We start from the raw sequence: 21,195 nt of genomic DNA, 5'->3' as shown, positions 1-21,195 counted from the left end.
TCTATTATAGCATAAAAAGATTCGGGCGAGCGCAAGAAATGCGTTTTAAAAAAGGGGATCTCCGAGGAAAACCCCGGAATATCCCCTTATATAGCCATTTTATTTCCACCTCAAGCCTTTACTTAATAAATGGTGTACCTTGATAATTCATCTGTCTTATCTTAACTTCAGCCATCTTTACGACATTCTCAGGTAGGGGGGCATAAAGTAGATCTTTAGCATATTTTTGGCCGTCATGGATGGCCCACCACAGGAACTTGGCCAGGGCTTCACCTTTAAGTTTATCCTTCTGGTCTTTATATGCCAAAATATACGTGTAGCCGGCGATGGGATAGGCGTTATCACCTGGGGGATCCGTTATAGATACCCGCATATCTTCGGGCATATTAGCTACTGCACCGGCCGCGGCTGCCGTGGTGGTATCTAAGGTGGGTTCTACAAACTTACCAGCCTTGTTCTTAATTAAGGCGTAAGGTAACTTGTTCTGCACTGCATAGGCTAGCTCGACATATCCTATGGCACCTGGTGTCTGTTTTATAGTACCTGCTACACCTTCGTTACCCTTGGCTCCAATACCTACCGGCCACTGGACTGAAGTTCCGCTTCCTACTTTTTCCTTCCAAGTAGGACTAACCTTGCTCAAGTAATCAGTAAAAATGTTAGTAGTACCACTACCATCAGAACGGTGGGCAACAACTATTTCCTTGTCGGGAAGCTGGAGATCAGGGTTAAGGGAGGTAATTCTGCTATCGTTCCACTTTTTAATGTTGCCTAAAAAGATATCGGCAATCACTTCTGGGGTAAGTTTCAAGCCGCTTTTTATTCCTTCTAAATTATAGGTAATTACTACGGCTCCAGCAACTGTAGGGATGTGAATTATAGGTCTAGGGGCTTTAGCTAGCTGTTCATCCTTCATGGGAGCATCGCTGGCCCCAAAATCTACTGTTTCTTGCAAGATATTATTGATTCCGCCGCTACTCCCTATGGATTGATAGTCAATGATTACTTGAGGATTGAGTTTCTTATATTCTTGTATCCATTTACTGTAAAGAGGATAAGGAAAGGAAGCTCCGGCTCCGTTAAGACTCACATAAGCTTGCTGCCCAGCCTGGTCAGGTGTAGCCTTTCCTTCCTGTTTGGGGGAACCACACCCGACTAAGCCCAGGGCTAGCGTTACTACAATAACTCCTACAATAAACCTTTTACGCCAGCCCCTATCCTTAAAGTTAAGTTGCATATTAGCCTATTTCCTCCTTAAATTCTAGATTATAAAAACAATTTTCCCTGGCAGGTTTAGCCTACCAGGGTTCATTATACAGTGTTTATGTTAATACTTAATTACTCCAGGGTTAAAGTTATGTTAAACCGATTTAATTCCCTCAGAGCCCTTTCTAAATCTTTCTTGAGATCCTCAGCCTCCTCCAACCCCACTGAAAGCCGCACTAAGTCAACAGTTATCCCCAAACGCTCTTTTAGATCCTCCGGGAGGCTGGCGTGGGACATGGTGGCCGGTAGGGAAATAATACTCTCCACCGCCCCCAAGCTTGATCCGATCACCGGAAGGCGTACATTGTTTATTACCCGGCGAGCTAATTCTGCATTAGCCAAGCGAAAAGAAAGCACCCCCCCGGCACCGCTAGCCTGCCGGAAGTGGATTTCCCGGCCGGGATGTTTAAGCAAGCCGGGATAATACACCGACTTCACTTCTGGTAACCCAGCCAGCCATCCTGCCAAGTACGACGCCGTACGCTCCTGTTGCTCTAAACGCACCTTTAAGGTTTTAATTCCCCGCAAAATAAGCCAACATTCATGGGGAGCCAAAACGGCACCCAAGGTGTTCTGCACTATCCCCAGTTCCCGGGCCAGGCGGGCATCCTGGGTTATCACCAGCCCGGCTAGGCAGTCGCTGTGACCCCCTAAGTATTTGGTGGCGCTATGGACTACCACGTCTATCCCCAGCTCCAAAGGCCGTTGCCAGTAGGGCGTCATGAAGGTGTTGTCGGCAATAGTTATGAGACCTCTTGCCTTAGCAAGGGCTGCCATCGTCCGTAAGTCGGTAATCTTCATCAGGGGGTTAGAAGGGGTCTCCAGGTACAATCCTCTGGTGTTACCTTTGATGTTGGCCGCCACCTGGTCAGGATCCGTAGTATCCACGAAGGTTATCTCCAGGCCGAAGCGGCTGAACACCCTGGTCAGGGCTCGATAGGTCCCACCATAAATATCCTGAGAAACCAGTAAGTGATCACCGGCGGAGAAAAGGCACAAGGCGGCCGTTATAGCTGCCATACCAGAAGCGAAGGCAAACCCGTATCTCCCACCTTCCAACTCGGCAATGGTCTCCTCCAAAGCCTTCCGGGTGGGGTTGCCCGTTCGGGTGTACTCATATTCGCCTACTTCTTCCAAGCTTTCCTGGGCAAATATGACGCTCTGGTGGATAGGAATACTAACCCCGCCAGTATAAGGGTCTTGGGCCCATTTGTTGTGGATCAACCGCGTTCCTAACTTCATCCAAGTTCAACCCTTTCCTTTACTTACCCTAAAGCCTGCTCTAAGTCGGCCTGGAGATCGCTGGGGTCCTCCAGCCCTACCGACAAGCGCAGTAACCGGTCATTTATGCCTATCTTGCGTCTTAATTCCTCAGGGATTTCCGCATGGGTTTGCCGCTCGGGAAAGGTGATGAGGCTTTCCACCCCACCCAAGCTTTCGGCAAAGGAGATAACCTTAACCCGGCTAAGTATTTGTTCCACCAATTCATGCCGGGCTACCTCAAAGGATAGCATAGCTCCAAAGCCCCGGGCCTGGCGCAAGACTACCTCATGGCCAGGATGATCGGGAAGGCCAGGGTAGTATACTTTAGTCACTAAAGGATGGCTGGCCAGCCAGCGAGCCAGATAAAAGGCATTAGCCTGGGCCCTATCTAACCTTACCGCCAAGGTCTTCAAACCCCGGATAACCAGCCAACAGTCCTGGGGCCCTGGGACAGCTCCTACAGTATTTTGAATAAAGGCCAGCCTTTCCGCTAGATCCTCCCGGGAAGAAACTACTGCTCCTAAAACTACATCATTATGTCCCCCTAAGTACTTAGTAGCACTATGAACCACGAGATCAGCTCCCAGCTCCAGGGGACGCTGAAGGTAGGGCGTCATAAAAGTATTGTCTACAATTGTTAACAACCCGTGTTCCTTGGCTAGAGCTGCTATGGCCGCAATATCAGTTATCTTCATCAAAGGGTTGGTCGGTGTCTCTAAGAAAATGGCCTTAGTATTATCTTGGATAGCCTCCTTCACCGCTTTCAAGTCCGTAGTGTCTACCAGCGAAAACTTTAGACCATAGTTTACAGCTACGTGGTTTAGGAGTCGATAAGTCCCTCCATAAAGGTCCTCACATACCAAGAGATGGTCTCCAGGCCGAAACAGATAAAGGATAGCGGTGATAGCCGCCATACCGGAGGCAAAGGCCAGGCCCCGGCAGCCTCCTTCTAGAATAGCTAGGCCATCTTCCAAAACCTTCCGGGTGGGATTATTCGTCCGGCTGTAATCAAAGCCAGTGCTTTGCCCCAGGGCCGGGTGGCGGAAGGTGGCCGTTTGGTAGATAGGCATGCTGATGGAGCCCGTAGTGGTATCTACCCCTACACCTATCTGCACAAGAAGAGTATTAAGCTGCATGTGGCTAGCCCCCTTTCCCTTACATATACATCGAGTAGGAGGGGGCGGCTAGCCCCCGTCCTCTCACACCACCGGACATGCGGGTCCGCATCCGGCGGTTCATCAAGCTTGACGAAGACAAGAATAGCGTTCGGTTAAGCTCATGAGGCCCTGGGACTGCCAATAGGCATTACCCAGGGCTCTATTCATTGGACCATGAGCCATCCACCATGGCCCTTTGCGAGCATTAGCAAATTGATGTACCACCCATTCCGGCAGTCCCAATGCGCGTAGCTCCCGATATCTGGTCCGTACTCGCTTCCACTGCTTCCAGAGGCACATGCGTAGCCTCCTCCGCATCCAGCCTTCTATCTCCTCAAAAACGCTGGGCGTTTCGGCCAGGGCAAAGTATCCTATCCACCCGCCCAAATAGGCGTTGAGACGCTCTATGCGTTCGGCCATACTCACGGGTTTATTCCGGGCAGTTATCTCCCGAATTTTCCCTTTCACCCGCTCGATGGTCTGAGGCGCCAGGCGGATAAGAATTTCTCCTGTCTTGCGCTTGTGCATGCTAAACCCCAGGAATTTCAGTTTCCACGGCCGGTCTACCGCACTTTTCTGCTCGTTAATTTTGAGCTTCAACCGTTCCTGCAGGAACTTACGGATACTTGCCATGACCCTCTCCCCCGCCCGCTTGCTCTTGACGTAAATGTTGCAGTCATCAGCATAGCGGACAAACTTGTGGCCCCTCTTCTCCAGTTCTTTGTCCAGGTCGTCCAGGAGTATGTTGGCCAAAAGTGGACTTAAAGGCCCGCCCTGCGGCGTCCCTTCCACCGTCTCTACGACCACCCCGTTTACCATGACACCTGCCTGGAGATAGCGACGGATAAGGGTAAGCACTCTCTTATCTGTCACTTTTCGGGCCACTCGGGCCATGAGTATGTCGTGGTTGACCCGGTCAAAGAATTTCTCTATGTCCAGGTCCACGACCCATTCGTATCCTTCTTCCACGTATTGACGCGCTCTCCTTACCGCATCATGGGCTCTCCTCCCAGGCCGAAACCCGTAACTGGCCTCCGAAAACTGCGGGTCGAAAATGGGCGTCAATACTTGCAGGAGAGCCTGCTGGATCAGGCGGTCCATTGCGGTAGGTATCCCTAATAGCCGCTTGCCTCCCCCGGGTTTCGGGATTTCGACCCGGCGCACGGGCTTAGGCCTATAGGTACCTGTAAGCAATTCCTCCCGGATGCGCGGCCATTCGGCACGAATTTGGTCCCGAAGCCGTTCGGTCGGGATGCCATCTACGCCGGGCGCGCCTCCGTTCCGCTCTACCCGCCTCAAAGCGGCCAGCATGTTGCTTCTTTCCACCACCTGCTCCATCAGGCCGCTACCTTGGCCTCCGCGAGGTGACGTCCCGCCTTGTGCCGGAGAAGAACTCGGCCCTCCCCCAGTCCCCCGTGGCTTCACCACTTCCTCCTGTGGGCAGGCCCCTTCCGGGGTTTTCTGCTTTCTTCGCCCTTCTCGCGAACGCACCAGTCCCACCTCTGACTTGATGTTCGGGCCTTCCCCTGGAGTTCATGACCCCCAGGGTACTATGCCCAAAGCTTCCTCCTGCCAGTTCAGCCGTGCCTTCCGACACGGGTTACCAGCTCTACCTGGCTTATCCGGCAGGCCTCCCCGGGTAAGAGCGTTAACCTTCACCCCGCGCCCGCCCCATATACTCCGCCGTCCTTATGTCTGCCTGGGATTTCGCTGTGTTATGCCAGCTCATCCGAACGGCTTAGCCTCTTATGGGGTTCTTGTTCATCGGGCCGTGGCTTTGCCTCCGGCTTCCTTCGGATTCCACCTCACGATGGACACCCTTGCCTTCGGCTAGCAGGCTCGTGCTGCCTCGCCTGCAGTGGACTCTCACCACCAAGTTAACGCCCATGCCGGGCGCACATAAAAAAGGCTCTCCGCCAGACGAAGAGCCTTTTTCCCAGCTCTCATCTGCCAGGAATTCCTTCCTGCGGGAATTGGCACCGTGCCTTAAGGCCGGTTGCCGGGCTTCATCGGGCCCGTCCCTCCGCCACTCTCGATAAGAGCTTTGGGTTTATTTAGTTTTTCCATCGGAAAAGTTAAGTTAATTATATTATGGTGACCCATACCTGTCAAGGTAAATTTTTTATAGGCTTAGGGCGGCCAGATAATAAAGCAGCTCGAAAACAATACTACAGTAGCCACTATTCGGTACGGGCTTGCTTTTCCTGAACAGAAGGTGTAGCATAGTGCCTGTCCGGAGGTGAGCCTATGAAAATCTTACGTTTAGACCACCAAACTAACCTGGACCTTTTAGTCGACTATCTTTGGGATGGCGAAAGCCCGGTCCTCCACTCCCAAATGGCTTTGCTTATCCGCCGGGGCCAAATAGAAAAAATAGTGCACCAGTCCGAATACCAACCCTCCGGAGCCCAGCAGTTCCGCTTGCCTAACTTAACCCTTTTACCCGGGCTCATCGATGCCCATGTCCACTTGGCCCTGGACGGCCAGGATTTTCGGACCTCCTTAAACCGCTGGCCCGATGCCCGCGCCATGGCTTCAGTTATAAAAAAAGAATTAGGCCTCTTCTTAGAGTACGGGATTACAGCTATACGGGATGGTAGTGACGGGGCAGGATGGAATCTAGAGGCTAAGAAATGGGTGGAACAAGCCCATTACCCAGGCCCCCGTATAGTAGCCACAGGGAAGGCTTTCCGGAAGAAAGGATATTATGGCTCCTTCCTAGGGCCTGGTCTAACAGGGCAGGAAGACTGGAAGAGACTCCTAAATGATATGGTAGAACAGGGATGCGAGCAAGTAAAAATAATAGTATCCGGGCTTATTACCTTTCGCAAGTGGGGTGAAGTAGGCCCCCTCCAATTCAGTACCGATGAGCTCCGGTATTTGGTAAAGGAAGCTCATTCCCTTGGTCTTAAAGTAATGGCCCATGCTAATTCCGATGCCGCTATAGTCCAGGCCTTAGAAGCCGGTGTGGACAGCATCGAGCACGGGTATTTTGCAAGCAAGGAGACTCTAAAACGAATGGCTGATAACGGGACCTTTTGGGTCCCAACCATTGCTGCTGTGGTCAATCGTCTAAATACCTCTAAAGCCGAAGAATATAGCCCCCAAGAACAGGATATCATTAAACGTACTTATGAGGATCAGTTACAAAAAATAGCTCAGGCCCATGAATTGGGAGTCCGGCTGGTAGTGGGCACCGACGCCGGCGCTCCAGGAGTATATCATGGCCAAAGCTTTCTAGATGAGTTAGCTTTTTTCCGTTCGGCTGGCCTGCCCACCTTAGCTATTCTAAAAGCAGCCACTAGCACAGGAGCTCAAGTATTGGGCTTAGAGGCCGAATTAGGAACCATAACCCGAGGAAAGCTCCCTTACTTTATAGCTGTACCTGGGAACCCTTTGGCCGATCTAGACATCCTACAAAAGCTGGAAATGGTTATCTATCTATGAAGTATCTTGGGGTTGATTACCCCTTGGGTCGGGAAATTAGACTCAGGCGATAGGAGCGGGGACCAGAACGCCCTTTAGCCCGGGCCCGGCGCATGAAGTAATAAGCGAAAAGCATAATAAAGGGGGTGCTTAATTGGGCTAAAGTAAAAAAGCCCAACCCCCAGCGGGGGACTACATACCCCCATACTGCCAGGGGATTATCCCGTACTGTCTCTTCAATTAAACCGCGCAGGAGCTGGTGATAAAATATAAACGACCAGAACTGGTACCCCGCAGGCGGATCCTGGCGCTGAAGGTATAAATATCTGAGGAGCAGTATCAGCCCAATTAAGGTGCCGATAGGTTGGGCCGGCCAACGTCCAAACCACAGATCCGTAGGCCGGCCTAGCACTTCTTGGTTAAAAATATTGGCTATCCTTATAAAGGCATACCCTATGGCCATCCCCGGAACCGCCAGGTCAGCCAGAGTATCAAAATCTAGCTTGTGCCTTCGCACATACCACCACCCGGCCAAAACTCCCCCCAACAGGCCCCCATGCCAGGCCAGACCACCTTCATAAATCTTTAAGACTTGCACGGGATCCTTTATAAACCACTCTGGATAGTTGGCCAGCACAAACAAGAGTCTTGCTCCCACTACGCCGGCCACCACCACGATCATAGCCAGGTTTAAAAGGAAATCCTCGCTTAAGCCCCTCCGTAACCCCTCACGGTATAGGTACCAAGACCCAATGAGGAAGGATAGAGCCATGAACAAACCATACCAACGAATGGCCAAAGGCCCGATATGGAAAGCCACGGGGTTTAAGTCTAAGAGCAACGATCTTCCTCCTTTTCTTGTTCCCCTAGTTATTTAAGGTGCAGGCTGGACAGGACTGCGCCGGCCATTTATCTCATAACAGTAAGAGATAGGTGCCGCTTTCTTAACGGTGTTAACCATGCCGCAATATTTGCTTAAAGATAGCTCGATAGCGTGCTTTATTTGGTCTTCCGGCAAATTGTCCCCCGTAAAGCGGTAAATGAGGGTGGCTGCCGTAAAAACCTTGGGATGTTCCGAGGCCCTTTCTGCATCTACTTCCAAGGAAAAAGATTGCAAAGCTATACGCTTTTTGGCCAAGATGGACAATACATCCAGGGCAGTACACCCGGCCATACCTATAAGGAAAACCTCCGAAGGCCGGGCTCCAAAGTTCTCCCCACCATGTTCGGGTGCGGCGTCCATTAAAACCTCCCGCCCAGACTCTCCAGTACCCACCAGTTTCATTCCGCCCTGCCAAGACAGAGAGACTCGCATTTCTCCTGCCTCCTATTGCAAGATTTCGCTACCATTATACCCCGTAGTAAGGATAGAGGCAAGGAAATTAAGTAAGGCTACGAACTCTGGCTACCTAGGTCAGGGTAGAGGAGAACTCGTTTCTCCCAGGTCCGCAGCAGTACCTGGCCTTCCCCTTTGGATACCACATATTGGGGTAGCACTGGCGTCTTCCCGTAACCCTGCGGCGCATTAATGATATACGTGGGAATAGCCAAGCCGGACGTATAACCCCTTAACTGCTCCATGATTTCGATTCCTTCTTTAATGGAAGTAATGAAATGGGTGGTTCCGGCCACAGGTTTAGCGTGGAAGAGATAATAAGGCCGCACCCTAATCCTTAAAAGCTCCTGATTTAACTTGCGCATAATGAAGGGATGGTTGTTTACACCTTTAAGAAGAACAGATTGGTTACCCAGCACTATACCCGCCTGTACCAGACGGTCGCAAGCCTCCTTGGCTTCTTCGGTGATCTCCCGAGGATGGTTAAATTGAGTATTAAGATAAATGGGCGGATGCTTAGCCAGTATCCGGCATAGTGCAGGGGTGATCCGCTGGGGAAGGGTTACAGGTGTCCGGGTACCGATCCTTTTAATCTCTACATGGGGGATGCGGTCCAGCTCCGTAAGCAACCAATCCAGAACCTGGTCACTTAGCATCAGGGCGTCGCCCCCAGTAATGAGCACATCCCGGATCTCGGGGTTGGAGCGGATATAATCCAAGGCCTGTTCCAGTTCCTCCCGGCTCCGGGTCCTGTCCACCTCCCCGATGTTACGCCGGCGCTGGCAATGGCGGCAATACATGGCGCACTGGTTGGTTACATTGATGATCAGGCGGTCAGGGTAACGCCGGGTAATACAAGGGGCCGGCGAGGTTAATTCTTCCGCCATAGGATCAGGAATACCTAGCTTATCTTCTATCTCAGGCCGGCTGGGCAAGGCCTGCCTTCTTATGGGGCAATCCGGCTCATCCCCCATAAGGCTTAGGTAATACGGCGAAACAGCCCAACGGTAAACCTTCCCCACCGCGCGGATAGCTTCCTCTTCTTCTTTACTTAAAGGTATAAGCTCTCGCAAAACTTCTACCGAAGTAACCCGGTGACGTAACTGCCAGCGCCAGTCACGCCATTCCGCCTCACTAGCACCGAAATACTTTTTAATTTTCTCTTTACGGGCCGCTATCTCCTGGGCTATCTCCCGACCAGACGGTATTTTAGCTTTGGCCTCCAAATAGTCACTTATCCGCGCTTTGAGCTCGGCCGCCCGCTTAAGCGCTATTTCCTTCTTCTCCCGTTCATCTTTGGGTTTCCTTGTAAGGCTAATCCGCATGTTCTCCCCCCTTTAACCTAAATTTTTTAGACTAAATTAAAGCCCCGGCATCACCGGGGCTTAAGATACATACTAACCTCTTATAAGAAGGTAAAGACCTCCTTTAACCTGCTTTCCACGCTTACGAGGTTAGCTGCCGGGTTCGGGTCGAAAGCTAACCCTACCTGTAGAGGTCTACAGGATTCACCCCCATAAATTGGTTCCCCCGTTCCCTGTCTCCAGGGATTCAGCGTTCGACATATTCACTTATACTCTTTTTTCACTTTAAATTATAATAAAAAAGAGCGGAAAACGCAATGCTAAAATCTGGATTGATGGGAAAAATATCCAAAGGATTAAAAGTAAAAACCCCGAATATCTTTAAAAACCATAAATAAAATTTTTAAATCAGAGGAGGCTCCAATATCCATGGAAGTTATTCTCGGCCAGACCAAATTAGTCTTAATGCAGGGGGATATTACTGTTCAAGATACAGAAGCCATAGTTAACGCGGCCAACGAAGGTTTACGAGGTGGCGGCGGAGTAGACGGGGCCATCCACCGAGCAGGGGGACCAGCTATAGCCGAAGAATGCCGGCGCATACGAGAAGAAAGGGGTGGCTGCCCTACAGGGCAGGCCGTGCTTACCTCCGGCGGCTGGCTTAAAGCGCGGTATGTAATCCATGCTGTAGGGCCCATATGGTCAGGCGGTAACAAAGGAGAAGATAACCTCTTAGCCAGCGCCTACCGGAACAGCTTAGAGCTCGCTCGGGAGCACGGTATTAAAAGCCTGTCCTTCCCTTCCCTAAGTACGGGAGCCTATCGTTTCCCAGTGGACAGGGCGGCCAGGATAGCCATGCGTACAGTAGTAGAATACCTGGAACAACACCCTGATACCTTTACGGAAATCCGGTTCATACTGTTTTCCGAGCCCATCCTTAAGGCTTACGAAGAAGCCTTAAATGAACTCCTTGCCACCAAAGGCTAATATTTTATTACTTCTTTTACTTCTTTTTCTTCCGGTATAAATATACTGCTGCACCCAAGGCCAATAAAATTGAGCTGGCTAGGAACAGCTCTTCTCCCCAGCTACTTAAGCCTCGGTAACTATGCCACCATTCCAAGAAGTAATGGGCCCCTCTCCAGCTAGCATATTGCCAAGCTAAAGTCCAGGTAAAGGCTCCTATGGCCGAATAGAGGGTGTAGGAGAGGGCGTCCATCCCCAAAGGTGCAGCACAAACTATAGCTGGTGTGCGGATAAGCCCAAACCACCGGGAGACCACCACCACGGCCGGCCCGTAACGTTTAAACCAGAAGCTAACCCGTTCTATGGCCTCAGGCCCTATATAGGAACGAGTTACCCTATCTAGGAAACTCCGGGCTGGCCTAGCCCCCAGCCAGTATCCCAGCAGGTTGCCTAGCAAATTGCCAATTGTACCAACCAGTACTGTCCACCAAAAGCTCATTTGCCCTTGTTCTATCAGGTATCCAGCAGCAAGAAAAACAGGTTCAAAGGGGATGCCTGGAATCCCTATACCCTCTATTAAGAGCAAAATAAAAAGCAACCCGTATACATGGACTGAGGTCATCCCCTGTCTCACCTACCTAGAAAACACTAGCTTCATTCCCTCCCTCACCTGCCCGAGGGGTGATAACGTGCTATCACCGTTTCCCCGCCGTAAACCTGCTGACCCACTTCTACTGTAAACACTATATCTTCCCTGAAGATAATGAGATCTACCTGGGAGCCGCGTTCAATAAAAGAGATCTTTTGCCCGGCCCGTAATTCCTCCCCTACTTTAACAAAGCATCTAATTTTGTTAACAAACTTATCCGCGATCTCGACTAGGGCCAGACGCATATCCCTGCCCTCTAAAAAAAGGGTAAGGCGTTCATTGACCAGGCGGTAACGGTGGCTGAAAAGGTCCACCGCCCGGCGTAGGTAAGTTAAACGTATATATTCCCACCAATCGACCATAGGAAGATTTACCTTAGCAGGGGTGTAAACGAGGTGGGCTACCCGGCAATCTGCCGGGGCATAATTAAAATGTACATCCAGGGGAGACATATATATACCTATAATCCACCCCTCTTCTCCCCATAGAGGAGCTTTGGTTATCTCAGTGACGGGTATAACCTGACCCAATTTCTCTACCTGCACCTGGCCGCCAGAAAAGGGTTTAATGTAAACTACCTTACCATCAGCAGGGGCTAAAAGGCAACCCTCATCCTGGGGAGGTATCCTCACCGGATCACGGTAAAACCATATCTTTCTAAGGAAAAACAGGGCCCCCACCATAATTAGGCTTAAAGACCCCAGCAAAAATAAAGAAAATTTTACCATTCTAACCACACCTTATGTATATTATAAGGTAAGCGTGGAAGATAATATCCCCCTATCCCTGCCAGCACCTTAAGCCAGCTCATCTGCATAGGGGGCAATGGCCGGGGTTCTAAAGGCCCACCCCGGTAAGCATTATCTAAAGCAGTATACACCGCCAAAGTACCTTTTTCCTTCCACAGTCGCCATACCTGAAAGGCCGGGGGCTCCTCAAACATTTCCTCCTCTATAGGAACAAGGAGGCTGAGCTCTCGATATACTGGCCGTAACTCTTCGATATACCCTTCACGGGCCACCAAACCCCTTAGCCTATTGTACCCTTCAATAGACCCTGGATAATCCCGGTCGGCCAGAATTATAGCCTCCACACAATCTAAAAGAATTTTTATACGCGCAAGATCCCATACCGGGTCAAAGACTCTAATTTCCAGAGTACCCAGGCGTTTAGAATAAATCACATCCTGAAAGCGAAAATAAGGATCCTCTCGCAAAGGCCCGATGGCAAAGGCCTTGGCCCATCTATAGGAAGGTCCAAAAAATCTACCTCCGGCCCCTGGAGAATTAGCTACTAGCAAGGCCAGTAAAGGAAGGAAATAGATTAAATTCCGGTAAACGCGTTCCCAGTCCGGGAAACCACTAAGGTGCAAATGCAAGCCACAGATATTACTAGGCTCTTCGTGATCTAATAAATGGCCCAGGGGTACCAAAAGACCAGGGCAGACCGAAGCCAAGTCCTGGCGGCGGCGAGCAAGGTCTGCTAGCAACCCCTCTTTGCCATCGTGAAGACCAGTGGATATTTCCACCCCGCTCATTAACCCTTGCCGCAAATCCTTACCTCGTACAAAATTACAAGCTGTATGGGTATAATACCGGCGCGGGTCTTTCCAGACCAGGCGGGCAAGATAATAAAGTGATTGTAGAGTAGGCCTGTCCGGTTCAGTAATAAATATTTCCTCTTCTAGACCCCAGCGCAAAGAAGGCAACTCCTGGTTTTCCCTCCTCTGCTTCTTTCCTGCTTTTTAGCTCCGGATCTCCACCAGCTGCCATGAAATGCGATCCAGGGGAACCTGGCTAATCCAGGTTTCAGCCTCTAGCATAAGGTAGTTACCTGGAAACAGGGGAAAATCCTTAAGTTCTATTCGCAAAGCCTTATCTTCATAACTTACCCAGGCACTCCCTGTATAATGAACAGGCTTTTCCCGCCACTTCACTTCTCCCTTTTTACCTGGAGGCACCTCAAAAATATAACGAGCCGGAGGCTCTAAGGGTTGTTCTCCCCAAACATATAAACCCACCCGGTAGGTTACCTTGGGATCCGGTTCTTCCCATAAAACTACTTTTACCCCCATACTTTGCGGTCTAACGTCCAAATAAAGGGCCCGCAGATCCCCCCCCTTTTCCAAGCGTTGTGTAAAGGTCTCCTTGGGGGGATCCAAGGCAACCAGATGGGCTCCATTACCTATTATACTTTTAGGCTGTAGATAACTAAAAATTTCGTTAGGCCGTAGAAAATTAGCGAAAAAAGTGCCCATTACTTCTTTTTGCGTTTTATATTCATCTAAAGCTTGCTTTTTCTTAAGCAAAACATTTTCATCTAGAGGAAGCTTATACCACGAAGTTCCCCGGTAAAGAAAAAAACTAGGGGGAAGGAGAGGTGCATTCCGGTGCAAAGCAGGAGCTAGCTGCCATGCCCCGGAGTGTACCAAATAACTGTAAACTTTAGGAAATTCTCCTCCGCCTTCCCTTTCCCAAGCGGCCAAGGCAGCCAGGGTGAAAGCTCCGGTAGCCCAGTGATCTGGGTGACTATCGGCAGTATCGGGAAGTAGAACAACCGTGGGCTGGTAAGACTTTATAACCCGTAAAAGATCAGCCAGGATATTAATCCCCGAGTAAACAGCCCCCGGAGATAAAGCAGTAGCATAGGGTACAGCCCTGCTATGGGTAGTAGGGGACCGGTAAGGTTTTTCTGTTGACCAATAAGCCCACCAGATCTTACCAAGCCCCCCATCAGGATAGCCCAAAAAAGTAATGTCCTCGGGAGGTACGCCCAAGATGGCCAAAGCCTTACTAGCTTCCTCCTGGCGGCGGTTACCATAAGCTAAAAAGTCACCAGAATCCGGCGGAAGTAGCCCATTCCAAGCCTCTAATCCCCGCCGGAATCCATCTCCATTAGTCAAGAAAACCACATGAACGCTGGCCCCTTCTGACTTGGCCCGGGCTATCAGTCCACCTGCAGCTAGCACCTCATCATCAGGGTGAGGTGAAATAATCAAAATACGCTCTCCCATACCCGACAAGGGTAAATCCCCCAGTTGTCGGCTAGCAGCCCGCGCCACCCGAGTATGGGAAATATCATAGCCTAGGAGAGCTATTCCTCCTAATAAAAACAAAAGCCAGAGCGCAGGCCGGAGGAATTTGCGTTTTTTAAGGCTTTGGCGCCAAAAAAAGGTAGCTATATCCTTGTACATACCCAGCCTGGCCACTACCCCCCGGGCTAGCCCTCTTTTTTCCTCTTTCATTACGTGCGTCATATTAGCTAGAGGCACTCTTTTTACACGCCAACCCTTTTCCCGAGCAAACCTAGAGAGCATAACTTCTATTTCAAATCCAGTGGCTTCTCTCCCTGCGGCTAAAAAGAGCTTCTTAGGTATCGCCCGCTGCCCAGAAAGATAAGGAGCTATCACCTGGGCCCAATCAGTCAAAGAGCGACCCCGGCGAAAAACCCCCACCGTCATATCAGCCTCGCCATTAAGGACCGGTCGAAGAAGTTCCTCTACATGGCTGGGAGTCAAACCTTCCAAATCTGCATCTAAAAAAAGGAGGATTTCGCCTCGGGCTTTGTGGGCCCCTTTGAGCATAGCTTTGCCTTTGCCGTGGTTTCTTTTTAAATCAATAACTATGGCTCCTTGACGCCTAGCTACCTCCGCTGTATCATCCCAGGAACCATCGTTTACAACAATAATTTCATCTACTAAAGGCACCTGGCGCAAGGTAGCTACAACCTTCCCTACTGTCGGGGCCTCATTATATGCTGGTATTATTGCCGATACCCGCATGCCTTAGCTCCTTTTAGGAAACTATATCATAAAGTGTGATTCTACTTCCTTCTAGGAATTTCCTTCTCTGTATAAGAAATTAAACCTATAGAATATACTTCGCTTCCATGACTGTTATTCTAACATAAGGACAAACCTGACCGGAAGAACATAATCCCTCAACTCGGATTATCTTAAGCCCACCCTATTCCTTAACTTGTCTAAGAAATTTTTGCAGCTCACCCTTTAATATCCCGGATTTTTGCCACTAGTAGCAGTAGAGCAGGGTAAAGAAAGTAACCAGGAAAGAAGTAAAAGGGCCAAGTACGGGCCGCAAAGCGCAGCATCTGATGGAAATTCTCATAAACGGCAGGAGCAAAAAAGGTTAATAAAAGACCGGTGGGAAAAACTAAGAAGCGGTAATCTTGAAGACCAAAAACTTGGGCTGTTCCCAGGGTAAAGACATAAAAAACCACAGTTAATTTCAAGAAGACACCAAAGGTCCAGATAAAAATAATAAGAGGATCCATACGCTGGAGGAAATCGCCGATATTTATTAGCTGTATAGTCGTTAAGCTAGGAAAATTAACCCTGCTAGCTTCTTGAGGCCCTAGGACAATAATATTACGTACTAGGACAGAAGTAAGAAGAAGGCTAATTAAAATCACGGCCAGGGCAAAGGGACGATGGCACTTTCGAGGGCTAGTTAAAAAAGGAATAAGAACTAAAAAAAAGACAGTTTCTCCAAAGGGGAAGGCAAAGGATGGTAAAATTCCTCTAAGGATGGGAAGAGGTCCTTCGGCCATAATAGGCAGAAGGTTTTCCCAATGGGGCAACTTCGGTGTAGCTAAAGTTAAGATGTTTAGCACAATAATTGTAACTATAAGGAAGGGGGTTAATAGCTCGGCCAGGCGGGCCAGGGCCTCAAGGCCAGAGCGGACTGCCCAAGCTGCAAGTATAGCCATTATACCGATGAAAACTATAAGGGGCGTGGTAACCATAATGGCAATAACATACAGTTCACTGAAGTTGAGCAAAAGCAGAGCAGCCAGGTGGAAGGCATACCAGAGGAAAAGAATATTAAAGAAGGTACCTAATATTTTACCAAGGACCCGCGGCGCGTATTGGAAAGGGGTCTCCCTTGGAAACCTTTGCCCTAAGCTAGTATAAAAGTAGGCTGCCCCTATGCTTAAGACCCCAGTCAAAAGGTACGAAATCCAGGCATCCTGTTTGGCGGGCCCCACAGGCATAATCAGGGTAGAGGTGCCGATAAGGAAAGCCATAATCAGCATGAAAAATTGCCAGCTGGAGATCCTACCTTCTTCACGCATACATGAAAACATCTCCTTACTTGTTAATATCTCCTATAGCCTCTGTTTGTATGTAGCTATAGCATAAAACGGCAAAGAATCGTAACACTAAAAGATTAGGTAAGATTTGTCTCCCGCGGATAGCCAAGCTATCTAGTAGGAAAGGGATGTTCAATATTGCTTAAGATCTTTCGCCGCCTTTGGAAACTATTCCATTCAAAGAAAAAAAGTTCTTCCTATGAGCGAACGAAAGGGAAATACGAAGTCCCGCTTAAGCCCGGCTTAAAGGATAACTTACATTACCTAAAAGAGGCCTTTGGTCCAAGCAACGATTTGATAATCAGGGAGATAGAAGTAAAAGGCCAAAAACTTGCGCTGGTATATTTGGAAAGCATGATAGATCGCGATGTAATCCAGCGGGATATTTTACCTTCTTTGATGAGATTGCCTGGCGACCAGGTAGCCCTAAATGAGATAAATCTCCCAAAGCTTATGCGTGAAAGCCTACCTATAGGGAATTTAAAAGAACATTCGTCATGGCAGGGCGTATTCTATGGCTTGCTGGATGGCCAAGTAGCCCTCCTGATGGACGGCTATAGCCTGGCCCTGCTCCTAGGAGCCGATAGTTGGGAAAAGAGGGCTGTAACCGAACCGGAGATAGAAACTGTCATCCGCGGCCCCCGGGAAGGGTTTACCGAGGACCTCCCTACTAATATATCCCTAATTCGACGTCGCCTGCGCACACCCAACCTACGCTTTGAAACCTTTTACTTAGGCCGCACCACCCGTACCCGGGTGGTGCTAAGCTACCTGGAAGGCCTAGCTTTAGAAGGGGTCCTCAAAGAGCTACGCAGCCGCCTTAAGCGCATCGATGTAGATGGTATTTTAGAGAGCGGTTATATAGAGGAGCTTATTGAGGATTCTCCTTTCTCTCCCTTCCCCCAGATGGCTCGGACAGAAAGGCCTGACAGGGTGGTGGCCGACATTTTGCAGGGCAGAGTGGCTATCCTTACAGATGGCTCCCCCTTTGCTCTTATTCTACCAGTGAACCTTTTTACAGAGCTTCAGGCCCCTGATGATCTATATGAACGCTGGGTGGTCAGCTTCATCCGCATCTTCCGTTTCTTAGCCCTTTTCATAGCCCTTCTCTTACCCTCCCTTTATGTGGCCGTCACTACTTTCCACCACGAGATGATACCCACTACCCTGGCGGTAGCCATAGCTGCCCAGCGGGAACGGGTGCCTTACCCTGCCTTTGTGGAGGCTCTGCTTATGCAGATAATATTTGAGATACTGGTGGAAGCCGGCGTGCGCCTACCCCGGCCAGTAGGGCAAGCTGTAACCATTGTGGGAGCCTTAGTTATCGGAGAGGCAGCTATCCGGGCAGGGCTGGCTTCAGCCGCCATGGTTATTGTAGTGTCCCTTACAGCCATCTCTTCCTTTACTAATCCAACCTTTGGCTTAGGCACAGCTATACGCATGTTGCGCCTGCCCATGATATTCCTGGCCGGTTCCTTAGGCTTATTTGGCATTTTCACCGGCATCCTAGCCATTTTAATTCATCTAGTCACTTTAAGGAGTTTCGGCCTCCCTTACTTGGCACCTCTGGCTCCTTTTATCTGGGAAGATCAGAAGGATGTCGTTTTCCGGGCTCCCTGGTGGGCTATGCTGTCCCGGCCTAAACTGGAAGGGGGACTTAGGAATTTTTTCCGGGTAAAGCCAGGCATCAAGAAGCCTGAGCCAGCCGAGTTTGAACCTCCGGAGGCAGAGATAGAGGCTATGATGAAAAAACAGAAACCTGCCCAGGATAAAAAGGATTCCAGGAGGCCAGGACGTTGAGGCGACTACATGCTCTCTTCCACTCGCTGTCTATAATTATCCTTCTCCTTTTTCTACCTGGCTGCTGGGACCGGCGGGAGATCAATGAATTGGCTTTCATATCTTCTTTGGCCTTCGACCTAGAAAACGATGAATGTATCGTTACCGCTGAGATAATAAGGCCGGCAGCGGTTACCGGTGGTGGTGAAGGTGGAGGGGGAGGCGGCACCGCTGCCGCTCTACCCCAGCGTAACGCAATTATAGCCATTGACCGGGGTAATACCCTTTATGCTGCCGGCCGGAAACTGGCTTTAAGGTTACCCCGTCGAGCCTACGTGGCCCACACTACTGGTGTGCTGGTAGGAGAAGACCTGGCTCGTCAAGGACTTAAAGAGGTCCTCGACTTTTTAGACCGGCAGCAGGAATTCCGGCGTTCCACCTTTATTCTCCTTACTCGGGGTCCAGCAAAGGAAGTTTTAATCCGCGCCCAAGGGGGACTAGAGGCCACCCTGGGGCGGGAGATCGCAGGTCTAGATAAATGGGTAAGAGTCAGCGGTTATGGCTTTATCCCTAGTATCCACGATGTGCTGGTAGATCTATCCACAGGAGCAGCTGCCACCGCTATACCAGTTTTAGAACTTAGCCCCCAACCCTTTCCCCCCGTTATAGGGGCACCGACTTCTCGAGGAGCTACTTCCCGCGAATCTAACAAGCAAGGTGCACCCAGGACTCCCGAACCAGAAATAGTTAGGACTGTGCGCCTAAACGGAACGGGGCTTTTCCACCATGATAAGCTAGTGGGTTGGCTTGACGAGCGCCAAACCCGCGGCTTAGCCTGGGTTAGGAATCAAGTGAACAGGGCTATCCTAGAGCTTCAGTGCCCTGAGGATAAAAAAAGAATCTCTGTAGAAATAACCGAGGCGCGAAGTAAAACTAAATTTCAAGATCGCAACAGCCAGCTTCAAAGTATAATTAACCTAAAAGTAGAAGGTAATCTCTTAGAACAACAATGCTTTCATGACTATACCAGCGAAGAAGCCATTAAATCCCTAGAAAGCCAGATGGCAATAGTTATCACAGAGGAAATAAATAGCGCTATTGCCCAGGCCAAAAAAGCAGGAACCGATGTTTTTGACTTCGGAGGCGCCCTCTACCGTAAAAATCCTAAGCTCTGGAAACAAATTCAGCCCCACTGGGAGGAAGAATTCAAGAAACTTCCCATCACTATACAGGTGGAGGTAAAGCTTCGCCGTACTGGCTTGACCGGCCGTCCCTGGCAACCCAAGGCACATTAACCTCTATAGCTCTATGGTAGGTGAAGGCTTTTGTTAAGGCTTTTAGTTGTACTTGCTTTATACATGTGCGTTTTCTTACTTGAGGTTCCACCCCTTTTACAACGCCGAGCCTGGCGGGAGCTCTTTGCCTTTGCTGTCTTATGCCTCCTTGGCCTGGCTCTGGGTATACCTTGGGCCCTACATAGAAAAGTTATTTTCCCCTCCGAAGAGCTTATAAAATTCTTTGAGCCGTTGGCCCAAGCTATCCTCGGCCCTCCGGAATAAACTGTAAGATTTCCCAATTTAAGTGCAGTGAAGGATCACCTCAACAAGAAAAAGGGGAGCTAGGTGTATTGGCCACCACTGGCCCTCTTCTGATGCTAGAAGCTTCCAGAAGCTGCACTTGTCTAACAATGTTCTTCCCTAGCGTGCGACACTCGTGCAGGGCCAGCAGATCTTCTTCCACGCCTTTCTTCCATATTACCCTGCTCCCCTCCAGCCGTTCAAACAGGGTGCCCGTTGGCCCGTAGTTATAAATCCCACTCTCTTGATCCCGGCTATCTACCACGATCATACCATGGCTGGCCAGGTAACGCTCCAGTATCATCTGCGTGAATTCCTGCCCCCCGTTTCTTAGCCCCGCATGGGTCACTGCTGCGCCCACCTTACCATAAAGCACATTCCGGCACATATGTAACCACCGGGTCCGGTCCATGAAGTTTTTCATTAACCCTGTCACGTTGAAAAAATACACCGGGGAACCTAATACAATGGCATCAGCTATCAACATCTTATCCGTGATCAGTTTAATATCATCATCCTGGATAGAACATTCTATTGCCCGTAAACAATGGTTGCAGGCCCGGCAAGGCTTGATATTATAATCGCTCAATTCCAAGAGCTCTGTTTCCGCTCCTAAGCTCCGCGCTTCCTCCAAAACCGCCTCCAGCATTCTAGCTGTATTGCGGCCTTTACGGTGGCTGCCATTTATGGCCAAAATCTTCATGCCTCACCCTCTCCTTTTTGCTATGGTGGTCCGAATAAAAAATCCAAATGCTAGATATGCTTCTCTGATCTTTCTATCCATCACCAATTCCCTACTCCTGCCTGTTAAGGCCATGTCCTAAACGTCCTGGGATTTAAATACCGCCCCTTTTCTCCGCCTTACGGTGTTTTCTCCAGGCTGTCATCTCCTTGCTCACTAATCGCTTCTTTGAAAGCTATGGCCGATAAAGGTAACCGCGATATCCCTGGATGCGCCTGAGACCCCTATCGGCCTCTAATACCCGGCTGCAGACCATTGTAAAACCTTGCATACTGTTTTGCCAACATTTTACCTTATGGGAAGTAGCCCTGAGTTTATCAAATGCCGACTCGATAGGATTGGTCGACCACAGCGTCTTCCTCAAGTCCTCTCGAAGTTTCGGTTTCGTAACCGTTAAGGTTTCTTCTAGTCCTTCGAGCAAACTCCTAGCCACACCAGGACATTTATCCTCAATAAGCCGACCTACAGTGCCCTTTGAGGCTCCCTTGGCAGGTATTTCCTCGCCTATAGATTTCAGCCCTTGCCTGTAGTGGCAGGTTGATAACCCAAGGAGTATGCACTCAAAAACTACCTCAGTTACCAGGCTTTCGTCCTGAAAGGTTTAGTGTAGGTTTCTAACGT

18 protein-coding genes and 2 riboswitches are annotated in these 21,195 nt (G+C 49.7%); of the genes, 4 read left to right on the top strand and 14 right to left on the bottom strand.

Features of this window, described 5'->3' with window-relative positions; translation table 11 throughout:
- Positions 1 to 118 precede the first annotated feature (118 nt).
- The 5 genes from pstS to B9A14_RS17885 all read right to left on the bottom strand — a co-directional run bounded on the left by pstS (position 119) and on the right by B9A14_RS17885 (position 5,345).
- On the bottom strand, positions 119 to 1,237 hold the full coding sequence (pstS, locus tag B9A14_RS03185) for a phosphate ABC transporter substrate-binding protein PstS (protein WP_084663946.1): 1,119 nt from the start codon (positions 1,235 to 1,237) through the stop codon (positions 119 to 121).
- A gap of 101 nt (positions 1,238 to 1,338) precedes the next feature.
- Positions 1,339 to 2,508, bottom strand: coding sequence for a trans-sulfuration enzyme family protein (locus B9A14_RS03180; RefSeq protein ID WP_084663944.1), 1,170 nt, complete (start codon positions 2,506 to 2,508; stop codon positions 1,339 to 1,341).
- Between the two features lie 23 nt (positions 2,509 to 2,531).
- Positions 2,532 to 3,665, bottom strand: a complete 1,134-nt coding sequence (locus tag B9A14_RS03175) for a trans-sulfuration enzyme family protein (RefSeq protein ID WP_084663942.1) — start codon at positions 3,663 to 3,665, stop codon at positions 2,532 to 2,534.
- A gap of 102 nt (positions 3,666 to 3,767) precedes the next feature.
- Positions 3,768 to 5,024 (bottom strand): group II intron reverse transcriptase/maturase, encoded by a 1,257-nt coding sequence (gene ltrA / locus B9A14_RS03170; RefSeq protein ID WP_231967870.1) that lies wholly within the window; start codon positions 5,022 to 5,024, stop codon positions 3,768 to 3,770.
- A gap of 195 nt (positions 5,025 to 5,219) precedes the next feature.
- Positions 5,220 to 5,345 (bottom strand): hypothetical protein, encoded by a 126-nt coding sequence (locus B9A14_RS17885; RefSeq protein WP_269456741.1) that lies wholly within the window; start codon positions 5,343 to 5,345, stop codon positions 5,220 to 5,222.
- Between the two features lie 281 nt (positions 5,346 to 5,626).
- A riboswitch (SAM riboswitch) is annotated at positions 5,627 to 5,728 on the bottom strand.
- Between the two features lie 205 nt (positions 5,729 to 5,933).
- Here B9A14_RS17885 and B9A14_RS03165 point away from each other — a divergent pair.
- Positions 5,934 to 7,133: an amidohydrolase family protein gene (locus tag B9A14_RS03165; RefSeq protein ID WP_084663940.1), complete on the top strand. Its 1,200-nt coding sequence runs from the start codon at positions 5,934 to 5,936 to the stop codon at positions 7,131 to 7,133.
- A gap of 16 nt (positions 7,134 to 7,149) precedes the next feature.
- Here B9A14_RS03165 and B9A14_RS03160 read toward each other — a convergent pair whose 3' ends face one another.
- From B9A14_RS03160 to eam, 3 genes are all read right to left on the bottom strand, one after another.
- Positions 7,150 to 7,953, bottom strand: coding sequence for a prolipoprotein diacylglyceryl transferase (locus B9A14_RS03160; RefSeq protein WP_084663938.1), 804 nt, complete (start codon positions 7,951 to 7,953; stop codon positions 7,150 to 7,152).
- A gap of 33 nt (positions 7,954 to 7,986) precedes the next feature.
- A complete protein-coding gene (locus B9A14_RS03155; RefSeq protein WP_084663936.1) occupies positions 7,987 to 8,427 on the bottom strand; it encodes an OsmC family protein in 441 nt (146 codons plus the stop codon).
- Between the two features lie 77 nt (positions 8,428 to 8,504).
- Entirely contained in the window at positions 8,505 to 9,773 is a 1,269-nt protein-coding gene (gene eam / locus B9A14_RS03150; RefSeq protein ID WP_084663934.1) for a glutamate 2,3-aminomutase, read from the bottom strand.
- 103 nt (positions 9,774 to 9,876) lie between these two features.
- A riboswitch (cyclic di-AMP (ydaO/yuaA leader) is annotated at positions 9,877 to 10,015 on the bottom strand.
- Between the two features lie 166 nt (positions 10,016 to 10,181).
- Between eam and B9A14_RS03145 the strand changes: the two genes are divergently transcribed.
- A complete protein-coding gene (locus B9A14_RS03145) occupies positions 10,182 to 10,739 on the top strand; it encodes an O-acetyl-ADP-ribose deacetylase (protein ID WP_084663932.1) in 558 nt (185 codons plus the stop codon).
- 16 nt (positions 10,740 to 10,755) lie between these two features.
- Here B9A14_RS03145 and B9A14_RS03140 read toward each other — a convergent pair whose 3' ends face one another.
- From B9A14_RS03140 to B9A14_RS03120, 5 genes are all read right to left on the bottom strand, one after another.
- Positions 10,756 to 11,340: a DedA family protein gene (locus B9A14_RS03140; protein ID WP_084663930.1), complete on the bottom strand. Its 585-nt coding sequence runs from the start codon at positions 11,338 to 11,340 to the stop codon at positions 10,756 to 10,758.
- 44 nt (positions 11,341 to 11,384) lie between these two features.
- On the bottom strand, positions 11,385 to 12,095 hold the full coding sequence (locus B9A14_RS03135) for a phosphatidylserine decarboxylase (RefSeq protein ID WP_084663928.1): 711 nt from the start codon (positions 12,093 to 12,095) through the stop codon (positions 11,385 to 11,387).
- Positions 12,089 to 13,066, bottom strand: coding sequence for a glutamate--cysteine ligase family protein (locus tag B9A14_RS03130; protein WP_084667022.1), 978 nt, complete (start codon positions 13,064 to 13,066; stop codon positions 12,089 to 12,091). Before B9A14_RS03130 ends, B9A14_RS03135 begins: the two co-directional genes overlap by 7 nt.
- A 45-nt stretch (positions 13,067 to 13,111) precedes the next feature.
- On the bottom strand, positions 13,112 to 15,148 hold the full coding sequence (locus tag B9A14_RS16910) for a PIG-L family deacetylase (RefSeq protein WP_157109761.1): 2,037 nt from the start codon (positions 15,146 to 15,148) through the stop codon (positions 13,112 to 13,114).
- A 218-nt stretch (positions 15,149 to 15,366) separates the two neighbouring features.
- A complete protein-coding gene (locus B9A14_RS03120; RefSeq protein ID WP_157109760.1) occupies positions 15,367 to 16,458 on the bottom strand; it encodes a GerAB/ArcD/ProY family transporter in 1,092 nt (363 codons plus the stop codon).
- 156 nt (positions 16,459 to 16,614) lie between these two features.
- On the opposite strand from B9A14_RS03120, the gene B9A14_RS03115 reads away from it, so the two are divergent.
- Together B9A14_RS03115 and B9A14_RS03110 are read left to right on the top strand one after the other, a co-directional pair.
- Positions 16,615 to 18,276, top strand: a complete 1,662-nt coding sequence (locus B9A14_RS03115) for a spore germination protein (RefSeq protein WP_231967885.1) — start codon at positions 16,615 to 16,617, stop codon at positions 18,274 to 18,276.
- Positions 18,273 to 19,550 (top strand): Ger(x)C family spore germination protein, encoded by a 1,278-nt coding sequence (locus B9A14_RS03110; protein ID WP_084663924.1) that lies wholly within the window; start codon positions 18,273 to 18,275, stop codon positions 19,548 to 19,550. Before B9A14_RS03115 ends, B9A14_RS03110 begins: the two co-directional genes overlap by 4 nt.
- A gap of 304 nt (positions 19,551 to 19,854) precedes the next feature.
- Here B9A14_RS03110 and B9A14_RS03100 read toward each other — a convergent pair whose 3' ends face one another.
- On the bottom strand, positions 19,855 to 20,535 hold the full coding sequence (locus B9A14_RS03100; RefSeq protein WP_084663920.1) for a flavodoxin family protein: 681 nt from the start codon (positions 20,533 to 20,535) through the stop codon (positions 19,855 to 19,857).
- Positions 20,536 to 21,195: the final 660 nt, after the last annotated feature.

Origin of the sequence: Thermanaeromonas toyohensis ToBE, assembly GCF_900176005.1 — a bacterium.
Taxonomy (GTDB): Bacteria; Bacillota; DSM-521; order Neomoorellales; family Neomoorellaceae; genus Thermanaeromonas; species Thermanaeromonas toyohensis.
This window is presented reverse-complemented; position numbering and strand designations above follow the sequence as displayed.

Coding starts and splice junctions, on each gene's coding strand:
- pstS (WP_084663946.1), bottom strand. CDS start 1,237: ATGCAACTTAACTTTAAGGATAGGGGCTGGCGTAAAAGGTTTATTGTA.
- B9A14_RS03180 (WP_084663944.1), bottom strand. CDS start 2,508: ATGAAGTTAGGAACGCGGTTGATCCACAACAAATGGGCCCAAGACCCT.
- B9A14_RS03175 (WP_084663942.1), bottom strand. CDS start 3,665: ATGCAGCTTAATACTCTTCTTGTGCAGATAGGTGTAGGGGTAGATACC.
- ltrA (WP_231967870.1), bottom strand. CDS start 5,024: ATGGAGCAGGTGGTGGAAAGAAGCAACATGCTGGCCGCTTTGAGGCGG.
- B9A14_RS03165 (WP_084663940.1), top strand. CDS start 5,934: ATGAAAATCTTACGTTTAGACCACCAAACTAACCTGGACCTTTTAGTC.
- B9A14_RS03155 (WP_084663936.1), bottom strand. CDS start 8,427: ATGCGAGTCTCTCTGTCTTGGCAGGGCGGAATGAAACTGGTGGGTACT.
- eam (WP_084663934.1), bottom strand. CDS start 9,773: ATGCGGATTAGCCTTACAAGGAAACCCAAAGATGAACGGGAGAAGAAG.
- B9A14_RS03145 (WP_084663932.1), top strand. CDS start 10,182: ATGGAAGTTATTCTCGGCCAGACCAAATTAGTCTTAATGCAGGGGGAT.
- B9A14_RS03140 (WP_084663930.1), bottom strand. CDS start 11,340: ATGACCTCAGTCCATGTATACGGGTTGCTTTTTATTTTGCTCTTAATA.
- B9A14_RS03135 (WP_084663928.1), bottom strand. CDS start 12,095: ATGGTAAAATTTTCTTTATTTTTGCTGGGGTCTTTAAGCCTAATTATG.
- B9A14_RS16910 (WP_157109761.1), bottom strand. CDS start 15,148: ATGCGGGTATCGGCAATAATACCAGCATATAATGAGGCCCCGACAGTA.
- B9A14_RS03120 (WP_157109760.1), bottom strand. CDS start 16,458: ATGCGTGAAGAAGGTAGGATCTCCAGCTGGCAATTTTTCATGCTGATT.
- B9A14_RS03100 (WP_084663920.1), bottom strand. CDS start 20,535: ATGAAGATTTTGGCCATAAATGGCAGCCACCGTAAAGGCCGCAATACA.